The organism is Streptomyces sp. NPDC091377 (assembly GCF_044757045.1).
Lineage (GTDB): Bacteria > Actinomycetota > Actinomycetes > Streptomycetales > Streptomycetaceae > Streptomyces.
This window is the reverse complement of record NZ_JBIVUE010000006.1, coordinates 15,139-35,563: the sequence shown is the minus strand read 5'-3', so window position 1 is coordinate 35,563 and position 20,425 is coordinate 15,139. Positions and strand designations below refer to the sequence as shown.

Annotated in this window: 19 protein-coding genes; 8 read left to right on the top strand and 11 right to left on the bottom strand. The window is 71.4% G+C overall.

The annotated features are described in order from the left end of the window. Positions 1–62 precede the first annotated feature (62 nt). A complete protein-coding gene (locus ACIQNG_RS14875) occupies positions 63–1,457 on the bottom strand; it encodes an NCS2 family permease (RefSeq protein ID WP_401428274.1) in 1,395 nt (464 codons plus the stop codon). 147 nt (positions 1,458–1,604) lie between these two features. Here ACIQNG_RS14875 and ACIQNG_RS14870 point away from each other — a divergent pair, with 147 nt between their 5' ends. Next, on the top strand, positions 1,605–1,865 hold the full coding sequence (locus tag ACIQNG_RS14870; protein ID WP_401428272.1) for a DUF2530 domain-containing protein: 261 nt from the start codon (positions 1,605–1,607) through the stop codon (positions 1,863–1,865). Positions 1,866–2,029: 164 nt separating this feature from the next. Next, entirely contained in the window at positions 2,030–4,423 is a 2,394-nt protein-coding gene (locus ACIQNG_RS14865; RefSeq protein ID WP_401485159.1) for an HAD-IC family P-type ATPase, read from the top strand. A gap of 78 nt (positions 4,424–4,501) precedes the next feature. Here the strand turns inward: ACIQNG_RS14865 and ACIQNG_RS14860 are convergent, their stop codons facing one another. The 3 genes from ACIQNG_RS14860 to ACIQNG_RS14850 all read right to left on the bottom strand — a co-directional run bounded on the left by ACIQNG_RS14860 (position 4,502) and on the right by ACIQNG_RS14850 (position 9,070). Beyond that, positions 4,502–5,380: a hypothetical protein gene (locus ACIQNG_RS14860; protein ID WP_401485157.1), complete on the bottom strand. Its 879-nt coding sequence runs from the start codon at positions 5,378–5,380 to the stop codon at positions 4,502–4,504. A 268-nt stretch (positions 5,381–5,648) separates the two neighbouring features. Beyond that, entirely contained in the window at positions 5,649–8,885 is a 3,237-nt protein-coding gene (locus ACIQNG_RS14855) for a sacsin N-terminal ATP-binding-like domain-containing protein (RefSeq protein ID WP_401485155.1), read from the bottom strand. Continuing rightward, positions 8,846–9,070, bottom strand: a complete 225-nt coding sequence (locus ACIQNG_RS14850) for a hypothetical protein (RefSeq protein ID WP_401428264.1) — start codon at positions 9,068–9,070, stop codon at positions 8,846–8,848. Before ACIQNG_RS14850 ends, ACIQNG_RS14855 begins: the two co-directional genes overlap by 40 nt. Positions 9,071–9,361: 291 nt before the next feature. On the opposite strand from ACIQNG_RS14850, the gene ACIQNG_RS14845 reads away from it, so the two are divergent. From ACIQNG_RS14845 to ACIQNG_RS14835, 3 genes are all read left to right on the top strand, one after another. Continuing rightward, a complete protein-coding gene (locus tag ACIQNG_RS14845) occupies positions 9,362–10,687 on the top strand; it encodes a sporulation protein (protein ID WP_401485153.1) in 1,326 nt (441 codons plus the stop codon). Positions 10,688–10,865: 178 nt separating this feature from the next. Further along, positions 10,866–11,900, top strand: a complete 1,035-nt coding sequence (locus tag ACIQNG_RS14840) for a sporulation protein (protein WP_401485151.1) — start codon at positions 10,866–10,868, stop codon at positions 11,898–11,900. A gap of 10 nt (positions 11,901–11,910) precedes the next feature. Continuing rightward, the gene (locus tag ACIQNG_RS14835) at positions 11,911–12,762 is read left to right on the top strand and encodes an alpha/beta fold hydrolase (protein ID WP_401428256.1); all 852 of its coding nucleotides are present in this window, start codon (positions 11,911–11,913) and stop codon (positions 12,760–12,762) included. On the opposite strand, the gene ACIQNG_RS14830 is transcribed toward ACIQNG_RS14835, so the two are convergent. From ACIQNG_RS14830 to ACIQNG_RS14815, 4 genes are all read right to left on the bottom strand, one after another. Then, positions 12,747–13,079, bottom strand: a complete 333-nt coding sequence (locus ACIQNG_RS14830; protein WP_401485149.1) for a DUF397 domain-containing protein — start codon at positions 13,077–13,079, stop codon at positions 12,747–12,749. The two genes, ACIQNG_RS14835 and ACIQNG_RS14830, sit on opposite strands and share 16 nt — an antisense overlap. A gap of 30 nt (positions 13,080–13,109) precedes the next feature. Then, a complete protein-coding gene (locus tag ACIQNG_RS14825; RefSeq protein WP_401485148.1) occupies positions 13,110–13,313 on the bottom strand; it encodes a DUF397 domain-containing protein in 204 nt (67 codons plus the stop codon). A 97-nt stretch (positions 13,314–13,410) separates the two neighbouring features. Continuing rightward, the gene (locus tag ACIQNG_RS14820; RefSeq protein WP_401485146.1) at positions 13,411–13,617 is read right to left on the bottom strand and encodes a DUF397 domain-containing protein; all 207 of its coding nucleotides are present in this window, start codon (positions 13,615–13,617) and stop codon (positions 13,411–13,413) included. Further along, positions 13,614–14,471: a helix-turn-helix domain-containing protein gene (locus tag ACIQNG_RS14815; RefSeq protein WP_401485145.1), complete on the bottom strand. Its 858-nt coding sequence runs from the start codon at positions 14,469–14,471 to the stop codon at positions 13,614–13,616. The genes ACIQNG_RS14820 and ACIQNG_RS14815 overlap by 4 nt, the downstream gene beginning before the upstream one ends. 330 nt (positions 14,472–14,801) lie before the next feature. On the opposite strand from ACIQNG_RS14815, the gene ACIQNG_RS14810 reads away from it, so the two are divergent. Both ACIQNG_RS14810 and ACIQNG_RS14805 read left to right on the top strand, forming a co-directional pair. Beyond that, positions 14,802–15,044: an ATP-binding protein gene (locus ACIQNG_RS14810; RefSeq protein WP_401485143.1), complete on the top strand. Its 243-nt coding sequence runs from the start codon at positions 14,802–14,804 to the stop codon at positions 15,042–15,044. Continuing rightward, a complete protein-coding gene (locus tag ACIQNG_RS14805; protein ID WP_401485141.1) occupies positions 15,041–16,120 on the top strand; it encodes a hypothetical protein in 1,080 nt (359 codons plus the stop codon). Before ACIQNG_RS14810 ends, ACIQNG_RS14805 begins: the two co-directional genes overlap by 4 nt. A gap of 51 nt (positions 16,121–16,171) precedes the next feature. On the opposite strand, the gene ACIQNG_RS14800 is transcribed toward ACIQNG_RS14805, so the two are convergent. After that, positions 16,172–16,810: a DUF4232 domain-containing protein gene (locus tag ACIQNG_RS14800; protein ID WP_401485139.1), complete on the bottom strand. Its 639-nt coding sequence runs from the start codon at positions 16,808–16,810 to the stop codon at positions 16,172–16,174. Positions 16,811–17,374: 564 nt separating this feature from the next. Here ACIQNG_RS14800 and ACIQNG_RS14795 point away from each other — a divergent pair. Next, positions 17,375–18,223: a BPL-N domain-containing protein gene (locus ACIQNG_RS14795; protein ID WP_401485137.1), complete on the top strand. Its 849-nt coding sequence runs from the start codon at positions 17,375–17,377 to the stop codon at positions 18,221–18,223. A gap of 36 nt (positions 18,224–18,259) precedes the next feature. Here ACIQNG_RS14795 and ACIQNG_RS14790 read toward each other — a convergent pair whose 3' ends face one another. Further along, entirely contained in the window at positions 18,260–19,144 is an 885-nt protein-coding gene (locus ACIQNG_RS14790; protein ID WP_401428235.1) for a TIGR03619 family F420-dependent LLM class oxidoreductase, read from the bottom strand. Positions 19,145–19,494: 350 nt separating this feature from the next. Beyond that, positions 19,495–20,424, bottom strand: a complete 930-nt coding sequence (locus ACIQNG_RS14785) for an NADP-dependent oxidoreductase (protein WP_401485135.1) — start codon at positions 20,422–20,424, stop codon at positions 19,495–19,497. Position 20,425: the final 1 nt, after the last annotated feature.

Genomic DNA, 20,425 nt, shown 5'->3' with positions numbered 1-20,425 from the left:
GCCCAGGTGAGGCCCAGGTCAGGTCAGGCTCGACCCAGACCGGCTCGGGCCCAGGCTCGGGCTCAGGTCAGTCCCAACGCCGGCATCAGGTAGTAGAAGCCGAACACCGCCGCGACCGCGTACATCGCCACCGGCACCTCCTTCGCGCGCCCGGCCGCGACGCGCAGCACCACGAAGGTGAGGAAGCCCATGCCGATGCCGTTGGTGATGGAGTAGGTGAACGGCATCATCAGCATGGTCACGAAGGCCGGGACGGCGATCGTGTAGTCCGCCCAGTCGATCTCCTTGATCGACCCGGCGAGGATCAGGAAGCCGACCGCGACCAGCGCCGGGGTGGCCGCCTGGGACGGGACCATGGTGGCGAGCGGGGTCAGGAACAGGGCGACGGTGAACAGACCGCCGGTGACCAGGTTGGCGAAGCCGGTGCGGGCGCCCTCACCGACCCCCGCCGTGGACTCCACGAAGCAGGTCGTCGCCGAGGAGGAACTCGCGCCACCGGCCGCGACCGCGATGCCGTCCACGAAGAGCACCTTGTTGATGCCGGGCATCTGGCCCTCGCCGTCGGTCAGCTTGGCCTCGTCGCTGACGCCCATGATCGTGCCCATGGCGTCGAAGAAGCAGGACAGCAGCACGGTGAAGACGAAGAGGACGCCGGTCAGGATGCCGACCTTCTCGAACCCGCCGAAGAGGCTGACCTCGCCGAGCAGCCCGAAGTCGGGCGAGGAGACCGGGTTGCCGGGCCACTTCGGGCTGGTCAGCCCCCAGGAGGGGACCTTCGCGACCGCGTCGATGATCATCGCTACGACGGTCATGGCGACGATCGAGATGAGGATCGCGCCGGGCACCTTGCGCACGATCAGCGCGAGGGTCAGCAGCACCCCGAGCACGAAGACCAGCACGGGCCAGCCGTTGAGGTGGCCGTCGCCGCCGAGCTGGAGCGGCACGGTGGTGTGGGCGGCGTCCGGGATCCGGGAGACGAACCCGGCGTCGACCAGACCGATCAGCATGATGAAGAGGCCGATACCGATGGCGATGGCCTTGCGCAGCCCGTAGGGCACGGCGGACATCACGCGCTCGCGCAGACCGGTGGCGACCAGCAGCATCACCACGAAACCGGCCAGCACCACCATGCCCATCGCGTCCGGCCAGGACATCCGGGGCGCGAGCTGGAGCGCGACGACGGAGTTGACGCCGAGGCCGGCGGCGAGCGCGATCGGGACATTGCCGATGACACCCATGAGCAGGGTGGTGAACGCCGCCGTCAGCGCCGTGGCCGTGACGAGCTGCCCGTTGTCGAGCTGGTGGCCGTACATGTCCTTCGCGCTGCCGAGGATGATCGGGTTCAGCACGATGATGTAGGCCATCGCGAAGAAGGTGGCGAAACCGCCACGGACCTCCCGGGGCAGGCTGCTGCCCCGCTCGGAGATCTTGAAGTAGCGGTCGAGAGCGCCGTTCATCTTATGTGGGTTCCTACGAATATAAGTGGCCAGTAAGAAACGGTTTCAGTATGAACATATGAGGGAGGGATAAGCCATCTCCGCGCGTAGATGAGCGGGGCGCCCGGGGAGGGAAGGGCGGGGGCGGGTGGCTCGTAAGCTGTCCCCATGGCGAAGTGGACACCGAAGCACGAGGCGCCGGAGCCCCTGGAGGGCCCCGTGGTCGGCACCATCACGGGCGGCACGATCCTCTGGTTCGTCCTCTTCCTGGTGCAGCTGCCGTTCTACGGCTGGTTCGACGAGCACGGGCACACCTGGTGGGTGTGGACCTGCCTGGCGGGCGCCGGGCTCGGACTGATCGGCATCTGGTACGTCCGCAAGCGCGACCAGGCGATCAAGCGGGCGTCGGCCACCGCCACCGAGGGATAGCCGGCCGACCAGCCCCACCACTCCCCCCACCCACCACTTCCCCACTCCACCGCCACCCCCCCCACCCCGACCCGTACGACCCCGGAACCACAGGTGTCCTCCCCTGGTCGGATCTTCGCGGGCTCGGCGGGTGAACGCCCGGTGCGGCACGTAACGTCGGTGCCATGACGCACACCGACGCGGGCGCCGAACTCGATCCTGTGCACCCCCTGCCCGTGCCGAAGGGCGCGACCGGGCTGACGGCCGCCGAGGTGGCCGAGCGGGTGTCGCGCGGGCAGGTCAACGACGTACCGGTGCGCAGCAGCAGATCCCTGGGCGACATCGTCCGGGCCAATGTCTTCACCCGCTTCAACGCGATCATCGGCGTGCTGTGGGTGATCATGTTGTTCGTCGCGCCGATCCAGGACAGCCTGTTCGGGTTCGTGATCCTCGCGAACACCGGTATCGGGATCATCCAGGAGTGGCGGGCGAAGAAGACCCTGGACTCGCTGGCGCTGATCGGCGAGGTCCGTCCGACGGTGCGGCGGGACGGTGCCGCCACCGAGGTGCCGACGTCCGGGATCGTGCTGGACGACGTACTGGAGATCGGGCCCGGCGACAAGATCGCGGTCGACGGGGTGTGCGCCGAGACGGACGGGCTGGAGATCGACGAGTCGCTGCTGACCGGTGAGGCCGACCCGGTGGTCAAGCGGCCGGGCGACCCGGTGATGTCGGGCAGTTTCGTGGTGGCCGGCGGTGGGGCGTTCCGGGCGACGAAGGTGGGGCGTGAGGCGTACGCGGCGCAACTCGCCGAGGAGGCGTCCCGTTTCACGCTGGTCCACTCCGAACTGCGTTCGGGCATCTCCACGATCCTCAAGTATGTGACGTGGATGATGATCCCGACGGCGATCGGTCTGATCATCAGCCAGCTGGTGGTCAAGGAGAACGCGTTCAAGGACTCGGTGGCCCGGACGGTCGGCGGCATCGTCCCGATGGTCCCGGAGGGGCTGGTCCTGCTGACCTCGGTCGCCTTCGCGATCGGGGTGATCCGGCTGGGCCGCAAGCAGTGCCTGGTGCAGGAGCTGCCCGCGATCGAGGGGCTGGCCCGCGTCGACACGGTCTGCCTGGACAAGACGGGGACGCTGACCGAGGGCGGTATGGACGTCACCGAGCTGCGCCCGCTGGGCGGGGCGGAGGAGACGTACGTACGCATGGTGCTCGGTGCGCTCGGCGAGTCGGACCCGCGCCCGAACGCCTCCCTCAAGGCGATCATCGACGCCTACCCCGACAGCGAGGAGTGGCGCTGCACGGAGTCGCTGCCCTTTTCCTCCGCGCGCAAGTACAGCGGGGCGTCCTTCAGCGAGGGGGACGGGGAGTCGAGTACGTGGCTGCTGGGCGCCCCCGATGTGCTGCTGAGCGCGGAGGACCCGGCGCTCGCGGAGACCGAGCGGCTCAATGAGCGGGGGCTGCGGGTGCTGCTGCTGGCGCGGGCGGTGCGGGAGCTGGACGACGCGGAGGTGGCGTCGGGGGCGGAGCCGGTGGCGCTGGTGGTGCTGGAACAGCGGCTGCGCCCGGACGCGGCGGACACGCTCCGCTACTTCGCCGAGCAGGACGTGCGGGCGAAGGTGATCTCCGGCGACAACGCGGTGTCGGTGGGGGCGGTGGCCGGGAAGCTGGGTCTGTCCGGCACGGTCGTGGACGCCCGCCGGCTGCCGTCCGAGCCGGACGGGATGGCGGGGGCGCTGGACGAGGGCACGGTGTTCGGGCGGGTCACCCCGCAGCAGAAGCGGGACATGGTGGGCGCGTTGCAGTCACGCGGCCACACGGTCGCGATGACCGGTGACGGGGTGAACGACGTCCTGGCGCTGAAGGACGCCGACATCGGTGTGGCGATGGGGTCCGGCTCGGAGGCGACGCGGGCGGTGGCGCAGATCGTGCTGCTGAACAACAGCTTCGCGACGCTGCCGTCCGTGGTGGCCGAGGGGCGCCGGGTGATCGGCAACATCACGCGCGTGGCGACGCTGTTCCTGGTCAAGACGGTCTACTCGGTGCTGCTGGCGATCCTGGTGGTGTGCTGGCAGGTCGAGTACCCGTTCCTGCCGCGCCATCTCACCCTCCTGTCCACGCTGACGATCGGTGTCCCGGCCTTCTTCCTCGCCCTGGCCCCGAACAAGGAGCGGGCGAAACCGCACTTCGTCCGCAGGGTGATGCGCTACTCGATCCCCGGCGGCGTCCTGGCGGCCCTGGCCACCTTCGCGACCTATCTGACCGCCCGCCACTACTACACGGGCCCCGGTTCCCTGGAGGCGGAGACCAGCGCGGCGACGCTGACGCTGTTCCTGATCTCGATGTGGGTGCTGGTGATCATCGCCCGCCCGTACACCTGGTGGCGGGTGGCCCTGGTGGCGTCGATGGGCGCGGCCTTCCTGATCGTCCTCGTCGTCCCCTGGCTCCAGACCTTCTTCGCGCTGAAGCTGGTCGGCACGACGATGCCGTGGATCGCGGTCGGGGTCGCGGCGGGGGCGGCGGCGGTACTGGAACTGCTGTGGCGGTGGGTGGACCGCCGGTTCCCGGCGTGAAGCCCGCGGAACACGAGACCGGGCCGCCTCTGGAGGAGACGGCCCGGCTGCGCAGGTGAGGTGTACTGCTGTTCTGTACTACTTCACGTCGATGTAGTCACCGGTGGCGTTGACGGCCGGGGTGGTGCTGGTCCCGGCGAAGGCGTACCGGAAGTGCCCGTCCTGGGACGCCTTGACGGTCGTCTTCAGCTCACCCTTGGAGTTGGTCTTGACCGTCTTGACCGTGGTGTAGCTGCTGGCGTTCTTCTTACGGAACTGCAGCTTCACCGACTGCGACGCGTACCCGGCGTAGCTGCCGGTCTCCCAGTTGGCCCGCGACAGCTTCCCGGTGACCGTGATCGTCTTGCCCTTCTTCACGGGCTCGGGGGAGGCGTTGACGGTCAGCTTGGAGTTGCGCTGGACCAGCGTGGTGCCGAGGGCGCCCTTGTCGGCGTCCTGGGTCTCGTCCTCGTTGAACGAGATCGCCCCGCCCCGCCAGGTGCCGGCGTCGGAGTTGATCAGGTTGTAGGTCGGGTCGATGTCGATCGCGGCGCTGCAGTTGGCGGTGGTCGCCGAGGTGTAGGTGCAGTCCGCGGCGTAGAACGAGGGGATGATGTGGTCGGGGAAGTCGAAGTCACCCTTGTAGAGGTACGGGTTGGTGAGGAAGTCCACGCCCTCGATGAGGTCCGCACTGTGGGTGATCTTGTAGCTGACCGTCGTGGAGACCACGGCGGTCGTGCCGACCTTGATCGCCTTGGCGACCTTGTAGTTCGAGTACGTGATGTCCAGCGGCGCCGCGGCGGCCGAGGAACGGAGCGTGCTCTGGGCGTCGGCGGACGTGCCGCGCACGGCGTCCGCGGTCTTCGCGGAGATCTTCGAGCCGGTGGGCTCGCCGTCGGCCTGCGCGGCCGGGACGGCGAGGACGGACAGGGCCAGGGCGCCGCTGACGACGACACCGAGAGTGACCCGCTTGTGCATGTGCTTCCCCCAGAAGCATGGGGGTCCCGCCGGTCGCGATGCCTGTGGCGCGCGGTCACGCGCGGGACCCGAGATGATCAAAGAGCCTGTTGACTCACCGAGTGAGATTCGTGACACGCGTGAATGGTTGTACGAGAAAATGAAGATTCTGCGACCGGTTTTCGACAGGGCGCTGTGGCCACTGCCTGCGTGCCTTGGCGGCAGGGGGGCCGCCAAGGCGTAGGGAATGAGCCGCCCGTGAAAGATCACGGACGGTGGGCGGCTCGCGTCAGTCGAACCAGCGGTCCCGGGCCAGTTCCTGGGTGCGGGACGGGTCCTCCAGGAGGGCTGCCACCTCGAAGCGGCGGGGCCATTGGGCGGCGGCCCAGGAGAGGCCGGCGGCGACGCCCTCCAGGGTCGCGGCGTGGAGGGTGCCGTCGGGGGTCAGGCGCCAGTCGAGTTCCCGGCCGTCCACGAAGAGTTCCTCGTGCTCGATGTACGAGGCGGGGGTGGCCGGGCCCAGCAGGACGCGGACCGGGTCGGGGACCTCGTGTTCGACGCCCTCCGTGTCGATCGCGGCCGTCACGGACTCGCTGAGGCGGCGGACCTGGAAGAGGTCCGCCAGTTCGGCGGCCCGGGCGGGCCGGACCGGCAGGAGGGGGATGCCGTCGGTGAAGGGGAGGAGGTCCGGGGAGTCGACCACCATCGCGTCCGACGCGTCGACCACCTTCACCTCGCCGTCCACCACCGCCCGCACCTCGTCCGGCAGGGTCACCTGATCCGGGTCCAGGTCCGCCAACGCCCCGTACAGGGCGTGCAATTGCGCGCCGGTGACCTCGCGGTCGGGGTCGGCGAGACGGTCCAGCAGTTCCGCCGCTCCGCCCGGTTCGTCCAGGAGGGCGGCGACGGAGGTGCGGACACCCAGGGCGCGCAGGACCTGTTCGTCGTCGAAGCCGGTCGCGTCGGCCTCGTCGTAGAGGCCGCGCAGCAGCGGGTCCCCGCCGCTCGCCAGCAGGCCCGCCGGGCGGCGGCCGTCCAGGACGGGGTGGCCGCGCAGCCACCAGGCCGTGTATGGGCGGACGACGTCGTGCGTGCCGTCGGGCAGGAGGACGCGGACCGGCTGCGTCAGGGCGTCCCGCAGCGGCGGGCGGGCCAGGAGCCGGAGGGCCTGGGGCCACTTCTCGTCGTCCACCAGGTCCAGGTCCCGTACGGCGATCAGTTCCGTCGCCACCGGCGGGACCGGCGAGTCGGGGAAGCGGTCGAGGATGTCCTCGGACCAGACGTCGACGGCGTCCAGCAGGCCCGCGTCGTCCGGCTCCGCGTAGTCCCCCTCCCTCGGCTCCAACTCGTCGGGGTCCAGGACCACGTCCGTCGCGCGGACCAGCGCGAAGTCGGCGAGGACTCCGCACGCCGCCAGCGGGGACCCGCCCCACTTCGCCGCCAGTTCCGCGTCCACGAAGGCGAGTTCGTCCGGGCGCATGACCTCCGCGAAGGCGCTGCCGGGCAGGACCAGTTCACCCGCCGGGGCCAGTTCGCCCTCCTCGTCGGGGAGGGCCAGGGCGCCCAGCCACGGTTCGTCGCCGGGCTCCAGTCCCGCCGCCCGCACCAGGGTCAGCACGGTGTCCGCCAGTTCCTCCGCGTCCGGCGTCTCCCGCTCCCAGTCCAGCGCGGCGCCGTCGTCGTCCAGGGACGCGGCGACCGCCGCCCGCACCTGCGGGGTGGTCAGCACCGCGCGCGGCGTCGCGGGCAGCGCGCCGAGCTTCTCCAGGAGCGGGTGGGCCGCGTCCGGGTGGGCGACCTTCAGGCCGAGCCGGGCCAGGCTCTCCGGGTCCAGGCCCGCCGCGTCCGGGCTCGGCAGCAGCACCTGGCGCGGCCCGATCGTCGTACGGCCGTCCGCGAGCGGGACGGGGAGGCCGGACAGCCGGTCGGGGTCGACGCCCGCCAGGCTGTCGTACAGACGGCGCCACCAGTCCGGTTCCTTCTCCAGCCCGGCGAGGCGGTCGATCGCGTCCGTCAGGGGGACGCGGGCCACGCCCAGGGTGCGCAGTTCGACCCGGCGTTCCAGGCCCGCCGGGAGCAGGGTCGGCAGCACCTCCGCCAGCACCCGTACCGTGTCCGCGCCCGCGCCCTCGGCCACCTCGGCGTCGCGGGGGCGCAGGGCCTCGGGGTCGTCCTCCTCCACGGGCCGTGCGGCGGGAGGCAGGAAGGCCGTACGGGGAAGGCGGTCGAGGATGGCCCCACGCAGGGCGCCGTCGAGTTCGCCCCTGCCGAGCGGGCCGGGGACGAGGCCGATGAGACCGTCGCTGACCGGGCGCCAGTCGGCGAGGAGTTCGGCGTACGTGTCGGCCGCCCGCTGCACCAGGAAGTCGGTGAGGGGGCCGGGCGCGGTGTGGCGGCGGGTGGTGTCCTGCGGGAAGGACGCGATGAGCAGCGCGGGCACGCCGAGGGGCTCGTCGCTGGGGGTGGGGGCGTGGACGACGGGGCTGGTGCGGGGGGTGGCCGGGGCGCCGTCCGGGTCCACCGGCACGGCCCACGTCACGGACCAGTGGGGCCGCAGCCGCTCCTCCACGGGCCGGTCGGCGAGCAGGTCGGCCGTCAGGGGCCCGTGCGCGGCGGCCGTCCGCCACCGTGTGGTCCCGTCCCGGGAGTCGTCCACGACGATCAGCGCGCCGTCCGCGCCGCGCCGCAGCGTACGCGGCTCCCCGGCCCCCACCTCCACCACGACCTCTTCCAGGCCGGGCAGGGCGAGGAGCAGGGCGTCGTCCACGGCGGCGAGCAGCCGTTCGGCGAGGTCGGCGGCGGCGGTGTCGCGCAGCGGCAGGATGACGGCGGTGTCGTACGGGTCGGGCGCGGTGCCCTCGGCGGGCAGGGGGAGCCGCAGGAGCGGGACATGGCCGTCGCGGCGGCGGATCTCGTCCCCGAGGCCGGCGCTGCCGTCACCGTCCCGGCCCGCCGTCCCCCCGGCCGCGGGCCCCCGGCCCGCCGCTGTCCCGGCCGCCAGTTCCCGGGCCTCGGCGAGCGACCAGCGCACCCCGCCGTGGCGGCCGACGACGGCGGGCTCGTCGGTGACGGCCAGCACGGCGGCGAAGCCGACCCCGAAGCGTCCGACGGCCACCGTCCCGTCGCTGCCCGAGGGCTCGGACGCGGAGTCCCGCTTCGCGGACGCCCGCAGGGTGGACAGGGACTCCACCCCGGCCTCGTCCAGCGGGGCCCCGGTGTTGGCGGCGACGAGGACATCGTCGCGGAGGGTGAGCCGGAGCCGGCCCGGCACTCCGGCGCGGGCGGCGGCGTCGGCCGCGTTCTGCGCCAGCTCGATCACCAGCCGGTCCCGGTAGCCGCCGAGGACCAGGTCTTCCTCGGCGTTGGCGTCCTCCCGGAACCGGGCCGGGCTGGTGGCCCAGGCGTCGAGCACCCCGCGCCGCAGCCGGGCCGTCCCGAACGGGTCGGCACCCTCGGCCGCGGGCCGCACGTACTTGCTGGTCACGTTCACACTCCTCGTCGGCGAGAGCACGAAGGTACCGCCCATGGGGAGAGCCGGGTGAGCAGCGCCAGGGCGCCGAGCAGCGGCACGGGCAGCGGCGGCACCGCGAACCCGCCGGTCAGCGACGCGCAGACGGTCAGCAGCAGGGTCATCGCCAGCAGGACGGAGAGCGGGGGCCACGGCGGGAAAAGTGCCGGGCGACCCGAATTCCAGTGACCGATCTTCCCCATTCTCTGCCTCCATTCGGAAAACCCCCCAGCGCCCCATCCCCCGAATGGTCTGGAGGGCTTCGGCGGGCTTTTCATCAGCAGATCAGACGGCCCGGAAGAGGCGGGAGGGCTCACGAGGGGGCTCACAAATCGAGGGGGACGCTCACGTCAACTCCCCCTGGCTATCCTGGCGTCAGAGCGTCGACGGGGCCCTCGGAGGAGGAGGCGCACATGACCGCAGCGGCCGTGCCGGGAAGGAATTCCCGGCCCCAGCGGAACATCCGACTGGAAAGCATGATCGAGGAATCCGGGATGAGCCACAAGAGGCTCGCCCACCGCCTCAACCAGATCTGCGGGTCGAACGGAATCACCAGCGATTACACCCACACCTCCGTGGCCAACTGGTGCCGTCGCGGGGTCCACCCGCGCTGGCCGGTGCCCCGGCATCTGTGCGAGGTCCTGTCCGAGGGACTGGGCAGGCCGGTGGGGCTGGGCGAGATCGGCATGGAGCGGCCCGGCCGGCTGGACCAGGACTCCGGTCTGGGCTTCCCGAGGGGCCAGCGCGACGCGATCACCGAAGCATCGTCGTATTGGAGCACCTTGAACCGGCGGACCTTCCTCGCCTCCTCGCCCTTCGTCGTCTCGGCCTTCACGGAGCCCGTGACCCGGTGGCTGATCAACCCGACCGAACCCGTCACCCCGCCCTCCGGGCGGATCTCGGTGGGCCCGTCGCACATCCAGGAGCTACGGGCGGCGGCCGACTCGGCCCGCGTGTGGGACTCCCGGTTCGGCGGGGCGACCTGGAAGTCCCAGTCGCTCACCGCCTACCTCTACGAACGGGTGACCCCCCTGCTGGGCGGCCGGTACACCGAGCGCGACGGCCGGGAACTCTTCTCGGTGACCGCCGAGATGGCCCGGCTGGCCGGCTGGACCGCCTTCGACGCGGGTCAGCACCAGGTGGCGCAGCGCCACTTCATCCAGGCGCTGCGGCTGGCGAAGGCGGGCAGCGACGTCCACCTCGGTTCGTACGTGCTGAGCACGATGGCGATGCAGGCGCTGATGCGGGGCTTCGTCTCGCAGGCGATCGACATGGCCCAGGGCGCGTACGAGCGGGTCCCGACGGCCGATCCCCGGGTGCTGGGCTTCGCGAAGCTCATCGAGGCCCGCGCCCACGCCCGGCAGCGGGACGCCCGCTCGGCGGCGGCCTGTCTCTCCCTGGCGGAACGCCTCCAGGAGCGGGGCACGGCGGAGGGGGCCGGGGAACGGACCTGGATCGAGTTCTTCTCCCGGCAGCGGATCGTCACCGACGCGACGGAGATCTTCCGTGATCTGGGCAGCCCCAGGGCCACGTTCGACTGGCACGCGCTGGGTGCGATGCCGGGTGACGCGTACGCCCGCTCGCGCGGCATCCGGCTCTCCGTGCTGGCCACGGCCCACGCGCAGGCCGGGGAACTGGACCACTCCCTGCGCCTCGGCGGCGAGTCCCTGCGCCTGTTCTCCCGCCTCCAGAGCGTGCGGGGCCTGGACTATCTGAAGATCTACACCGATTCCCTGGCACCGTGGCGCCGCGAGCCGACGGTGACGGCGTACGTCCATGAGGTGCGGGGCCTTGCCAGGGAGTTGGCGACGGCGGCGTGACCCGCGCGCGGGTGCGCGCCCCACCCACGACCCGTCCGACCCGGCTCGGCTCGGCTCGGATCGGATCGGATTGATCGGGACTGACTCGGCTCGGATTGACCGGAATTGGATCGGCTCGGATTGATCCGGATTGGCTCGGCTCGGCTCGGCTCGACAGGCTTGCGATCGGAGGTCAGCGATGCACCGTCCGGACCGCCGGGGCATCCTCTCGGCGGCGGGCGGCGGCGCCATGGCCGCCGCGCTCCCCCCGCCACCCCAGTCGCCTCCGTCGTGGGGTCGCCGTGAGGTGAGCCGGGAGGAGACGGCGGCGCTGCACCGGGCGGTGGCCGCCGTCCGGCACGCCGACTCCCGCCACGGCGGCGGCAGCGACCAGGCCCAGGCGGCGGCACATCTCCTCGACCAGTGGGTACGACCCCTGCTGGGCCGGGCCCTGACGGAGTCGCGGGAGCGCGAACTGTGCGCGGTGAGCGCGGAGTTGGCCCGTCTCGCGGGCTGGGCGGCGCTGGACACGGGCCATCACACCACCGCCCGCCGCCACCTCGACCGGGCCCTGTTCTGGGCCCGCGCGGCGGACGACCCCGACCTGATGACGTACGTCCTGACGACCACCGCCCTGCACACCACGCTCTACGGCCGTCCGCGCGCCGCCCTCGCCCTGACCGCCGCCGCGCTGGACGCGGGCCGCCACCGCGCCCACCCCCGGGTACGGGGGTTCGCGAAGCTGGTGGAGGCCCGCGCGCACGCCCGTGACGGAGACGCCGGTGCCGCGGGACGGTCCCTGAGCGCCGCCGAACGCCTGCTGGACCAGCCCAGTGCCCACGGCACCCCGGAGTGGATCGACTTCTTCACCCGCCCCCGGCTCGCCGCCGACGCCGCCGAGATCCACCGGGATCTGGGGAACGTCCGCGCGTGTCTGTCCTGGCACGAACAGGCGTCCGCGATGGCGCCCAACGCGTTCACCCGTTCGGTGGGCCTGCGCCTGACCGTTGTCGCCACGGCCCATCTCCAGGCGCGTGACCTGGAGCAGAGTCTCGCCGCGGGTCATCGGGCCCTGGACATCCTGCGGGACGTCGATTCCCGCCGGGCCCGGGACTATGTACGACGCCTCTCGACCGGCCTCGCCCCGCACCGGGCACTCGGCGCGGTGGACGGGTTCCTGGCCCGGCTGCAACAGGAGTTCGCCCCGGCGGCCCGTACGGCACCGGTCCCGTAACCTCCCCCGCATGAGCCGACCTCCGAGCCTCGCGTTGCCGCCCCGCACCCGTGCGTGCCGGATGGAAACGGACCGAGGCGTTTTCGCCGCCCTGGACAGCGCGCCGCCGCGGGATGTGCCGTACGCGGGGTCGGTGCTGCTGGTCCCGGGCTTCCTCAGCAGCAAGGAGGACTATCTCCCTCTGCTCGAACCGCTGAGTGCGGGCGGGTACCGGGTGGTGGCGGTGGACGGCCGGGGTCAGCACGAGTCGGCGGGCCCGGCGGACGAATCGGCGTATGCCCAGGCCGGGTTGGCAGCGGATGTCCTGGCCTGGACGACGGCCCTGGACGACGGTCCCGTCCATCTGGTGGGCCACTCCATGGGGGCGCTGATCGCCAGGGCGGCGGTGCTGGCGTGCGCTGCGCCGTACCCGTGGGCGTCCCTGACCTTGATGGGCTCGGGCCCCGCCGCGATCCAGCCGAGTCAGCAGAAGCGGATCCAGTTGTTGATCGAGTGGCTGCCTGTGCTGGGCAAGGAAGCGGTGTGGGAGGAGATCCGCAAGGAGGAGACCCGGGACGCGGATCTGCCTCCGGCGATCACGGAGTTCCTGCGGCGCCGGTGGATGAACACGAGGACGGAGCAGATCACGGCGACCGGCCGCCAGTTGCTCTCCGAGCCGGACCGGGTGGCGGAACTGGCCGCCGCCGAGTTGCCCAAGCTGGTGGTGGCCGGCCGCGGGGACTATGCGTGGCCGGTGGAGTGGCAGACCGACATGGCCGTCCGTCTCGGCGCCGATCAGGTGGTGATCGAGGGCGCCGACCACTCCCCGAACGTGGAACGCCCCGGGGAGACGGCCGACGCGCTGCTTCAGTTCTGGGCGTAACCCACGAAGACGCCCCAGGCGGCGGGGGTGAGGGTGAGCCGGGGGCCGTGGGTCTGCTTGGAGTCACGGATGTGGATGGTGGCGGGGGTGCGGGCGATCTCTATGCAGGAGTCGATCTCACTACTGCTGCTGTAGCTGCTCTTCCACCAGTCCAGGGCGACTTCGACGCAATCATTGCCGTCACCGCTGCTGCTGTAGCTGCTCTTGAACCAGCTCAAGGCGACCTCGACGCAGGAGTCGCCTTCACTGCCGCTGCTGTAGCTGCTCTTGAACCACGTCAGGTCCGACGCGTTCCCAGCCGATGAACTGTGGATCATGCATCCCCCCGGGATGGCCGACGTGGTGATTCAGTTCCGGGCATAGCTGACGAAGACGGCCCAGGCAGTGGGGACGAGCCTGAGCCGAGGGCCGTCGGTCTGCTTGGAGTCGCGGACGTGGATGGCGGTGAGTGTGCGGGCGACTTCTACGCAATCGTTGGGGTTGCTGGTGTCGCTGTAGCTGCTCTTGAACCACATCGGATCCGTGTTCCCAGCCGATGGACTGTGAATCATTCTTCCCCCAGCAGATGCTTGATGAGGTTGTGGCCTCACGGTGACCGAGGGCGCCGACGGTCCCCCGGGAACCCCCGGAGGACAGCCGACGCGATGCTCAAGCCTGGGCGTAACCCACGAAGACGCCCCAGGCGGTGGGAGTAAGGGCGAGCTGAGGTCCGTGGGTCTGCTTGGAGTCACGGACGTGGATGGCGGCGGGGCTATGGGCGACCTCGACGCAGGAGTCACCGTCAGGGCCACCGCTGTAGCTGCTCTTGAACCACATCAGTTCGGAAGCGTTTCCGATTGTGGACTCGCGGATCATGTCTCTCCCAGCAGTTGATCGATAAAGGCCAGCGACTCTTCGGGAGGAAGAGCCTGCGCCCGGATCGTGCCATAACGCAGCTCCAAGATCCTCAGCTGCCTCAGATCGCCGACTGGACGACCGCTGAAAGCCCCGTCAGAGCGTCCAACGCCTGTCCCATCAGCGAACTTCAGCAACTCGATCCTTCCACCCATGCCTGAGTGCGCCCCGCTGTCCATGGGCATCACCTGGAGTGTGACGTTGTTCAACCTGCCTAGCTCCAGAAGGCGTTCGAACTGTTGTCGCCTCACCATTGTGCCGCCAACCCGTCGCCGGAGCGTCGCCTCTTCCAGGACGAATCCGAGAGCGGGCGCGGGTGCCCGATCAAACACGCACTGCCGGGCCACGCGAGCCGCCACTCGTCGCTCCAAGTCTTTCGGCGAGTAGGCGGGCAGCCACGATTCCAGCAGCACCCGTGCATGGTCAGGCGTCTGCAACAGCCCCGCAATGTGGCTGCACTCGTACACCCCTATCTCAACCGCCCGGCTCTCCATCGCCGCCAAGTCTCTTACGGTCTTGGGGTACCGGACTTTCGCCACGTCCTCCTTCATGGCGGAGATAAGGCCCTCGGCACCAAGCTCCTCGTCCGCCTTGTCCAGATACTCCGGCCGGGGGATCCGCTTCCCGCTCTCGACCTTGTAGATGAGGTCGTCCCCGTACCCGATCGCCTTGCCGAAGTCGGGCACCTTCATTCCTACGGCCTCACGCCTGAGACGCAACTGCCGCCCCACCGCAGCGATGACAGCGACACCCCAGTCATCGTCCGGATCGACATCCCACCCCGACTCGTCCGCTTCGGCCACTTCGACCGACATCGCGCACCTCCCGACAGATTCGACATGCCCGGACAAGCGCCGGACAGTGACTCTACGCACATCTACGGTCACTGTTCACCGTACGCACGCCTCGCCACTCTGGGTCACGTGAATGAACAAACCGCGGGCACCGGATTCGCCCTCATCCCCCCTTTCCGCAACTTCAGCATGCGGCTTCCCACCACGCCTCGGGGCGCTCACCTGGCACGACGGGCTGCCGTCGGTCAACTCCGCCTCTGGGAGGTGCCGTTGGATCCGGCTTGCGCGATCGTCGCCGAGCTGGCGGCAAATGCGGCGACGCATGGGCGGGTGACGGGGCGTGACTTCCGTATGACCCTGTTCATCGTGCGGGAGACGCTCCGGATCGAGCTGACGGACACACAAGGTCACCTGCTGCCGAAGCTCGACACGGCGGCGGAGGACGCCGAGTCGGGGCGCGGGCTGATGCTCGTGGACGCGCTGGCGACCCGGTGGGGGGTGTCGTCGGCGCCGTATCCGAAGAAGACGGTGTGGGCGGAGGTGGTCGTAGGGACTGTCGGCGGGCACCCGGCGTCGGCACAATCGCGCGTATGACGATCACAGAGGACGGGCCGGTGGTACGCAAGGCCGGTCCCGCCGGGCAGGCGCGGGGGTTCGTGACGGCCGGGGTGACGGGGGCGACCCTGGCGGCGCTGGTCCTCGGCACGGTCGTCGAGAACGTGCCGCTGTTCGTGGCGGGGCTCGTCCTGCCGCTCGCCTACGGGGCGCTGCTGGTGGTCGCCGGGAAGCCGGCGCGGGCCCGGGAGGCGGCGGTGGAACGCCGTACCACCCTGGCGCGGGTCGAGAGCGTGCGGGCGGTCGGGGAGGGGGCCGGCGACGTACCGGTGCGGTTCGATCTGACGGTCGTACCGGACGACGGGCGGCCCTACCGGGTGGCGATCAGGGAACAGGTGAACCTGGTCGACCTGCCGGACTACCGCCCGGGTCGGATCGTGGTGGTCGAGTACGCGCCGGAGCGGTTGTGGCGGGTGGCGTTGGTGCGGCGGCCGTCGGCGGAGTGGGAGGAGCGGGCTGCGGGGGCGGGAATCGACTCGGCGCCGGAGTCGGAGTGGGTGCGCGAGCCGTCGCGGGGCGGGGTGTTCTGGCCGGTCGGGATCGCCGGCTTCGTGGTGGGGGCGGCGGTCGTGATCGGGCTGGTGCGGGGGGAGTTGTCCGACGGGGAGAGCCGGCCGGACTGGGACGGGACACCCTCGTACAGCACGTCGGTGTCGTCGTCGTCCGCGACGCTCACCGTGGAACGGGACGCGTCGCTGCGGGACGAGGGTGAGTTGCGGTGGGCGGTGGAGTCGCTGGCCGAGGCGGTGGAAGGGCCGCAGCGCCGGGCGACCAGTGTCGTCGTGCAGGAGCACACCGTGGCGATCCTGTACGCCGCCGCGGGGACGAAGGCCCCGGGTTTCGACCCGTACGCGCTGCCCTTCGACCGCATACCGGCACTGGTGGAGGAGGCCGGGACGTCGCTGGGAACGGGCTCGCCGGAGAGCTGGCAGCTCACGGCGGACGGTCTCACCGAGGCGTTGAAGATCCGGGTCTCGGTGACCGGCCCGAAGGGCGCGGCATCGCTGGAGGCGGACGAGCGGGGCGAGGTCGTACGGCGTGATCCGGTGCGTTGACGGGGTGGCCGCGCTGACCGGGTGACTGCGGCGACCGGGTGCGCGCGGGGGTCAGCCACCCTGACCGATGCCGCCGAGGGGGCCGACCGTCACGGAGGAGCCGCCGCCTTCGGTGACGGGCAGCGTGGCGGAGCCCGGCCAGTCGAGGGTGACCGACTTCGTCTCGTTCGGCGGGGTCACGACCAGCCCGGTGATCCGGACGCCGGAGCCGCCCGACTCGTTGAGCGGGTACTGGACGCCGAAGTGCACCTCCTCGCCGTCCTTGAGGACGACCGGGGTGGTCTCCTCGCCGCTGCGCTCGGCGGACAGCGTTCCCTCGCTGGTCTCCAGGTCGACACCCGCGTACCCGGAGAGCGAGCACTCCCGGCCGCCGCCGTTCTTGAAGGTGACGCCGACGGTGCCTTCCTCATCGCCGCCGATGGTGCTGTCCGTCGCCGTGATCTCCAGCTCGTCGGTACGGCAGTCGCCGGACGCGGCATCGTTGTCGCCGGAGTCCGTCCCGGACGCCGTGCCCTGGCCGTCGGAGCCGTTCGCGGCGGCGTCCTTGCCGTTGCTCTGCTCCGAGGAGTCCTTGGCGGCGGAGGTCTGCCGGTCGTTGCCTCCGACGGCCATGTCGTCGTTCTGGCAGGCGGTGAGCGAGAGGCCCGCGACGACGGCCAGGGCGACGACGGTGAGCTTGCGAACGCGCATGGTTTTTCTCTTCCCTCGGTATCGGTCGGTGGTGCCGGTCGACTCGGCCGCTCGGTCCTGATCTGAACGGCGGGTCAATACGAGCGACCGTTTCTGAACACCAGGACCGCCCCGACCCGGCAGGCCGTTCCGCCCCACCAGCCCCTAATACCTCGCTGTTACACGTATGACCGGGGCATCGGGCGGAACGGCTGGGCGGGCCACCGTTCCCACCCCGTTCCGCGGGTGTGCGCGGCTCAGCGGCGCTGGAACAGAGCCGTGACCCTTCGAGCCTTGACCAGTGGCATGCCCTCTTCACCTCCACACCCTCTTCACCCTCCTCCCGTGCGGGACCGCACGCTCACTCGACTGCCGTCCGTCCACCGAGCAAGCCGGCCACAGGGAACCCGGCCGGGCGTGATCCCGTGCTACAGGGTGAGGGGGGTCTGCGCAGCGGACGTACACGCGGACGTACATGCGGACATACACGCGGACGTACACGCGGACGCCGCTCGCGGTACGTGCGCCACCGGCCACCCCGGCCACCGGTCCAGGTCCGGGCCGGGAGACAGGAGAGAGAGCCCCATGCCCGGTACGTTCCCGAACGCCGGCCGCCGCTCAGCCGCCCTGGATCGGCGTCGGCTGCTCCTCGGGCTTCTCCCGGTCACCGCCGCACTGGCAGGTTGCGGCCGATCGGAGGGGGACGAGCGAAGCGAACGGCCGCCCCTCGCCCTGGTCTACGGCGGCCCCCAGGGCTGCCCCGACTGCCCGTCGTCGATCGCCACCGTGCTGCGCCGGGCGCCCCAGCCCTTCCGGGTCACCTACGTGGGCCCCGGCACCGACGTCGCGCTGACCGCCGACGCGCTGGCCGAGGCGCGGCTGTACGTCCAGCCCGGCGGCGGCTCCGACCTGGAGGGCGCCTGGCGGGACCTGCGCGGCTCGGCCGGGATGCTGCGTGACTGGGTCGGGGAGGGCGGCAGCTACCTGGGCCTGTGCTTCGGCGCCTACCTCGCCGGACGCGACCCCGGGTTCGACCTGCTGCCCGGCGACACGGACGGATACATCGACCTCCCCGACACCACGATCCACGACGCGCGGGACACCGTCGTACCGGTGCGATGGGGTGGCAGACGGCGGCACATGTATTTCCAGGACGGCCCGGCGTTCCTCCTCGACAAGGGCGCCGACGCCGACGTCCTCGCGACCTACCCCAACGGCTCCGCCGCCGTCGTCGTCGCCCCCTACGGCAAGGGCCGGGTCGGCGTCAGCGGCCCCCACCCGGAAGCCGACCGCACCTGGTACGAGAACGCGGACCTGGAGAACCCCGACGGCATCCGCTTCGACCTGGCCCAGGAACTGATCGCCAAGACCGTCGCCAAGACCGTCGCGAAGACCGCCGCCAAGACCGCCGCGAAGACCGTCGGATCACGTTGAGACCTGGGCCGACCCGGCAACGGGGGGGGGCGTCGCTCAGCCGAGTCGGGGGAAGACTTCGGCGGCGGTCCATTCCAGGGCCTCTTCCACCCGGTCCGCCGCGATCGGGAGCCACAGGGTGATGTCGGTGAGGCCCGCCTCGGCGAGGCGGCCGAGGGCGTCGGTGACGCTCTCGGGAGTGGGCTCGGGGCCACCGAGGGGCCGGCCGGGGGTACCTACGGCGGCGGGGATGCCGGGTGGGGTGAAGAACGCCATCGAGGCGAGGGTGAGGCGGTCGGCGTCGCCGGTGGGGTCCAGGTCGCGCAGGCGGCGGTGGATGTCGGTGACCGTGGCGGGGTCGGCGCCGGTGCCGTACCAGCCGTCGCCGAAGCGCAGCACCCGGCGCAGGGCGGCGTCGCTGTGGCCGCCGATCCAGACGGGTGGGCCGCCGGGGGTGAGCGGGGGGACGCCGAGGGTCGCGGAGCGCAGGGTGGTGAAGGGGCCGTCGAAGTCGGCGGGACGCTGCGTCCACAGGGCCTTCGCGGCGCCCAGGTGGTCGTCGGTGCGGGCACCGCGCTCACGGGCGGAGATGCCGAGGGCGGTGAACTCGTCCGGATTCCAACCGGTGCCGACGCCCAGGACGAGGCGCCCGCCGGAGATCACGTCGAGCGTGGCGGCCTGGTTGGCGAGGACGAGGGCGGGGTAGTACGGCGCGACCAGGACCGAGGTCAGCAGTCGTAGCCGGGTGGTGGCTCCCGCGACGGCGGACAGCAGCACGAAAGGGTCCGTGTCGAGACCGGAGCCGCTGTCCAGGACGCGGTTGCCGACCGCCACATGGTCGAACCCCAGTTCCTCGGCTCGTCGCGCCGCTCTCAGCGCACCCGCCCCGTCGTCGAGCGGCCAACGCGGCTGGAGGGAGACACCGAGGCGAGGCAGGGGCATGAGGATGCCTTTCGGGAGCGGCCCACGGAGCGGACGGACACCACCAACTGAGCTGCCCCGCAGGCTAGTACGCCCTCCGAGATCGTTCGTCCCGCATCGACCGGAACAGGTCGCCCGGCCGTGGGGCGCGGCGTGCGGTCGATGGCCTCGTACGCCCGAACACGCGGGTGATCCGCCGCCCTGCGAGGCAGGGCACCCGGGCTCCGGGTGCCCCGCCCTTCGCGCAGACGGCTTCTACTTTCGGAGAACGCCCCGGAAAGCCCGGAGAGTTCAGGGGGTCCAAGGAGTCGAGGGGGTCCAGGGAGTCGAAGAGGTCCAGGGAGTCAGGGGGTTCAGAGAATTGAGGACGTTCAGAAAGTGAGGACTATTTTGCCTCGGGCGTGGCCGGTCCCGCTCAACTCGTGGGCCTCGGCCGCCCGCTCGACGGGGAAGGCCGCGGCGACCGGCACGGTGAGGCGGCCCTGTTCCGCGAGGGCGGCGGCCTCGGCGAGGCCGTGCACCGCCGGCAGGTCCCCTCCGGGGCCCGCCGAGCGTGACAGATGCACCCCGTGCCGCGGCGCCTCCGGGTCGGCGATGCTCACCACCCGGTCCGGGCTTCCGGCGAGGCTCACCAGTTCGGGCAGCGAGCCGGAGCCCGCGCAGTCCAGCACGGCGTCGACGCCGTCCGGTGCCAGGGCGGTGACCCGCTCGCCCAGCCCGGGGCCGTAGGTGGTCGGTGTCGCCCCCAGCCCCGCGAGGAACGCGTGGTTGTGCGGGCCCGCGGTACCGATGACGGTCGCGCCGCGTGCCGCCGCGAGCTGGACGGCGATCGTGCCGACGCCGCCGGCCGCGCCCTCGATCAGCAGGGTCGTGCCGGTGCCGACCTCCAGCCGGTCGAGCACTCGTGTGGCGGTCTCGACGTTGCCCGCCGCCCCGCCCGCCTGCTCCCAGCTCAGCGCGTCCGGTTTCGGCGCCCAGTCGGCCAGGACGGCGTACTCGGCGTTCGCGCCGCCGTGCTTCGCGAGGTCGACCAGGCCGAAGACCGCGTCACCAGGCCGCACACCGAGCACCCCTGGGCCGACCTCGTCGACCACGCCCGCCGCATCCACGCCGAGCACATGGGGCAGCGGCACCGGCAGCAGGTCGCGGAACCGGCCCGAGCGCAGATACCGGTCGGCGGGAGTGACCCCCGAGGCCCTGACCGCCACCCGGATCTGACCCGGCCCGGCGTGCGGTGCGGGCACCTCGGCGATCTCAAGGACGCTCACGGGACCGTACGCGCTGAATTGCAGTGCTTTCATG

Excerpts from the sequence above, each read along its gene's own strand:
- ACIQNG_RS14875 (WP_401428274.1), bottom strand. The coding sequence starts at position 1,457 with ATGAACGGCGCTCTCGACCGCTACTTCAAGATCTCCGAGCGGGGCAGC.
- ACIQNG_RS14870 (WP_401428272.1), top strand. The coding sequence starts at position 1,605 with ATGGCGAAGTGGACACCGAAGCACGAGGCGCCGGAGCCCCTGGAGGGC.
- ACIQNG_RS14865 (WP_401485159.1), top strand. The coding sequence starts at position 2,030 with ATGACGCACACCGACGCGGGCGCCGAACTCGATCCTGTGCACCCCCTG.
- ACIQNG_RS14860 (WP_401485157.1), bottom strand. The coding sequence starts at position 5,380 with ATGCACAAGCGGGTCACTCTCGGTGTCGTCGTCAGCGGCGCCCTGGCC.
- ACIQNG_RS14855 (WP_401485155.1), bottom strand. The coding sequence starts at position 8,885 with ATGGGCGGTACCTTCGTGCTCTCGCCGACGAGGAGTGTGAACGTGACC.
- ACIQNG_RS14850 (WP_401428264.1), bottom strand. The coding sequence starts at position 9,070 with ATGGGGAAGATCGGTCACTGGAATTCGGGTCGCCCGGCACTTTTCCCG.
- ACIQNG_RS14845 (WP_401485153.1), top strand. The coding sequence starts at position 9,362 with ATGAGCCACAAGAGGCTCGCCCACCGCCTCAACCAGATCTGCGGGTCG.
- ACIQNG_RS14840 (WP_401485151.1), top strand. The coding sequence starts at position 10,866 with ATGCACCGTCCGGACCGCCGGGGCATCCTCTCGGCGGCGGGCGGCGGC.
- ACIQNG_RS14835 (WP_401428256.1), top strand. The coding sequence starts at position 11,911 with ATGAGCCGACCTCCGAGCCTCGCGTTGCCGCCCCGCACCCGTGCGTGC.
- ACIQNG_RS14830 (WP_401485149.1), bottom strand. The coding sequence starts at position 13,079 with ATGATCCACAGTTCATCGGCTGGGAACGCGTCGGACCTGACGTGGTTC.
- ACIQNG_RS14825 (WP_401485148.1), bottom strand. The coding sequence starts at position 13,313 with ATGATTCACAGTCCATCGGCTGGGAACACGGATCCGATGTGGTTCAAG.
- ACIQNG_RS14820 (WP_401485146.1), bottom strand. The coding sequence starts at position 13,617 with ATGATCCGCGAGTCCACAATCGGAAACGCTTCCGAACTGATGTGGTTC.
- ACIQNG_RS14815 (WP_401485145.1), bottom strand. The coding sequence starts at position 14,471 with ATGTCGGTCGAAGTGGCCGAAGCGGACGAGTCGGGGTGGGATGTCGAT.
- ACIQNG_RS14810 (WP_401485143.1), top strand. The coding sequence starts at position 14,802 with ATGACCCTGTTCATCGTGCGGGAGACGCTCCGGATCGAGCTGACGGAC.
- ACIQNG_RS14805 (WP_401485141.1), top strand. The coding sequence starts at position 15,041 with ATGACGATCACAGAGGACGGGCCGGTGGTACGCAAGGCCGGTCCCGCC.
- ACIQNG_RS14800 (WP_401485139.1), bottom strand. The coding sequence starts at position 16,810 with ATGCGCGTTCGCAAGCTCACCGTCGTCGCCCTGGCCGTCGTCGCGGGC.
- ACIQNG_RS14795 (WP_401485137.1), top strand. The coding sequence starts at position 17,375 with ATGCCCGGTACGTTCCCGAACGCCGGCCGCCGCTCAGCCGCCCTGGAT.
- ACIQNG_RS14790 (WP_401428235.1), bottom strand. The coding sequence starts at position 19,144 with ATGCCCCTGCCTCGCCTCGGTGTCTCCCTCCAGCCGCGTTGGCCGCTC.
- ACIQNG_RS14785 (WP_401485135.1), bottom strand. The coding sequence starts at position 20,424 with ATGAAAGCACTGCAATTCAGCGCGTACGGTCCCGTGAGCGTCCTTGAG.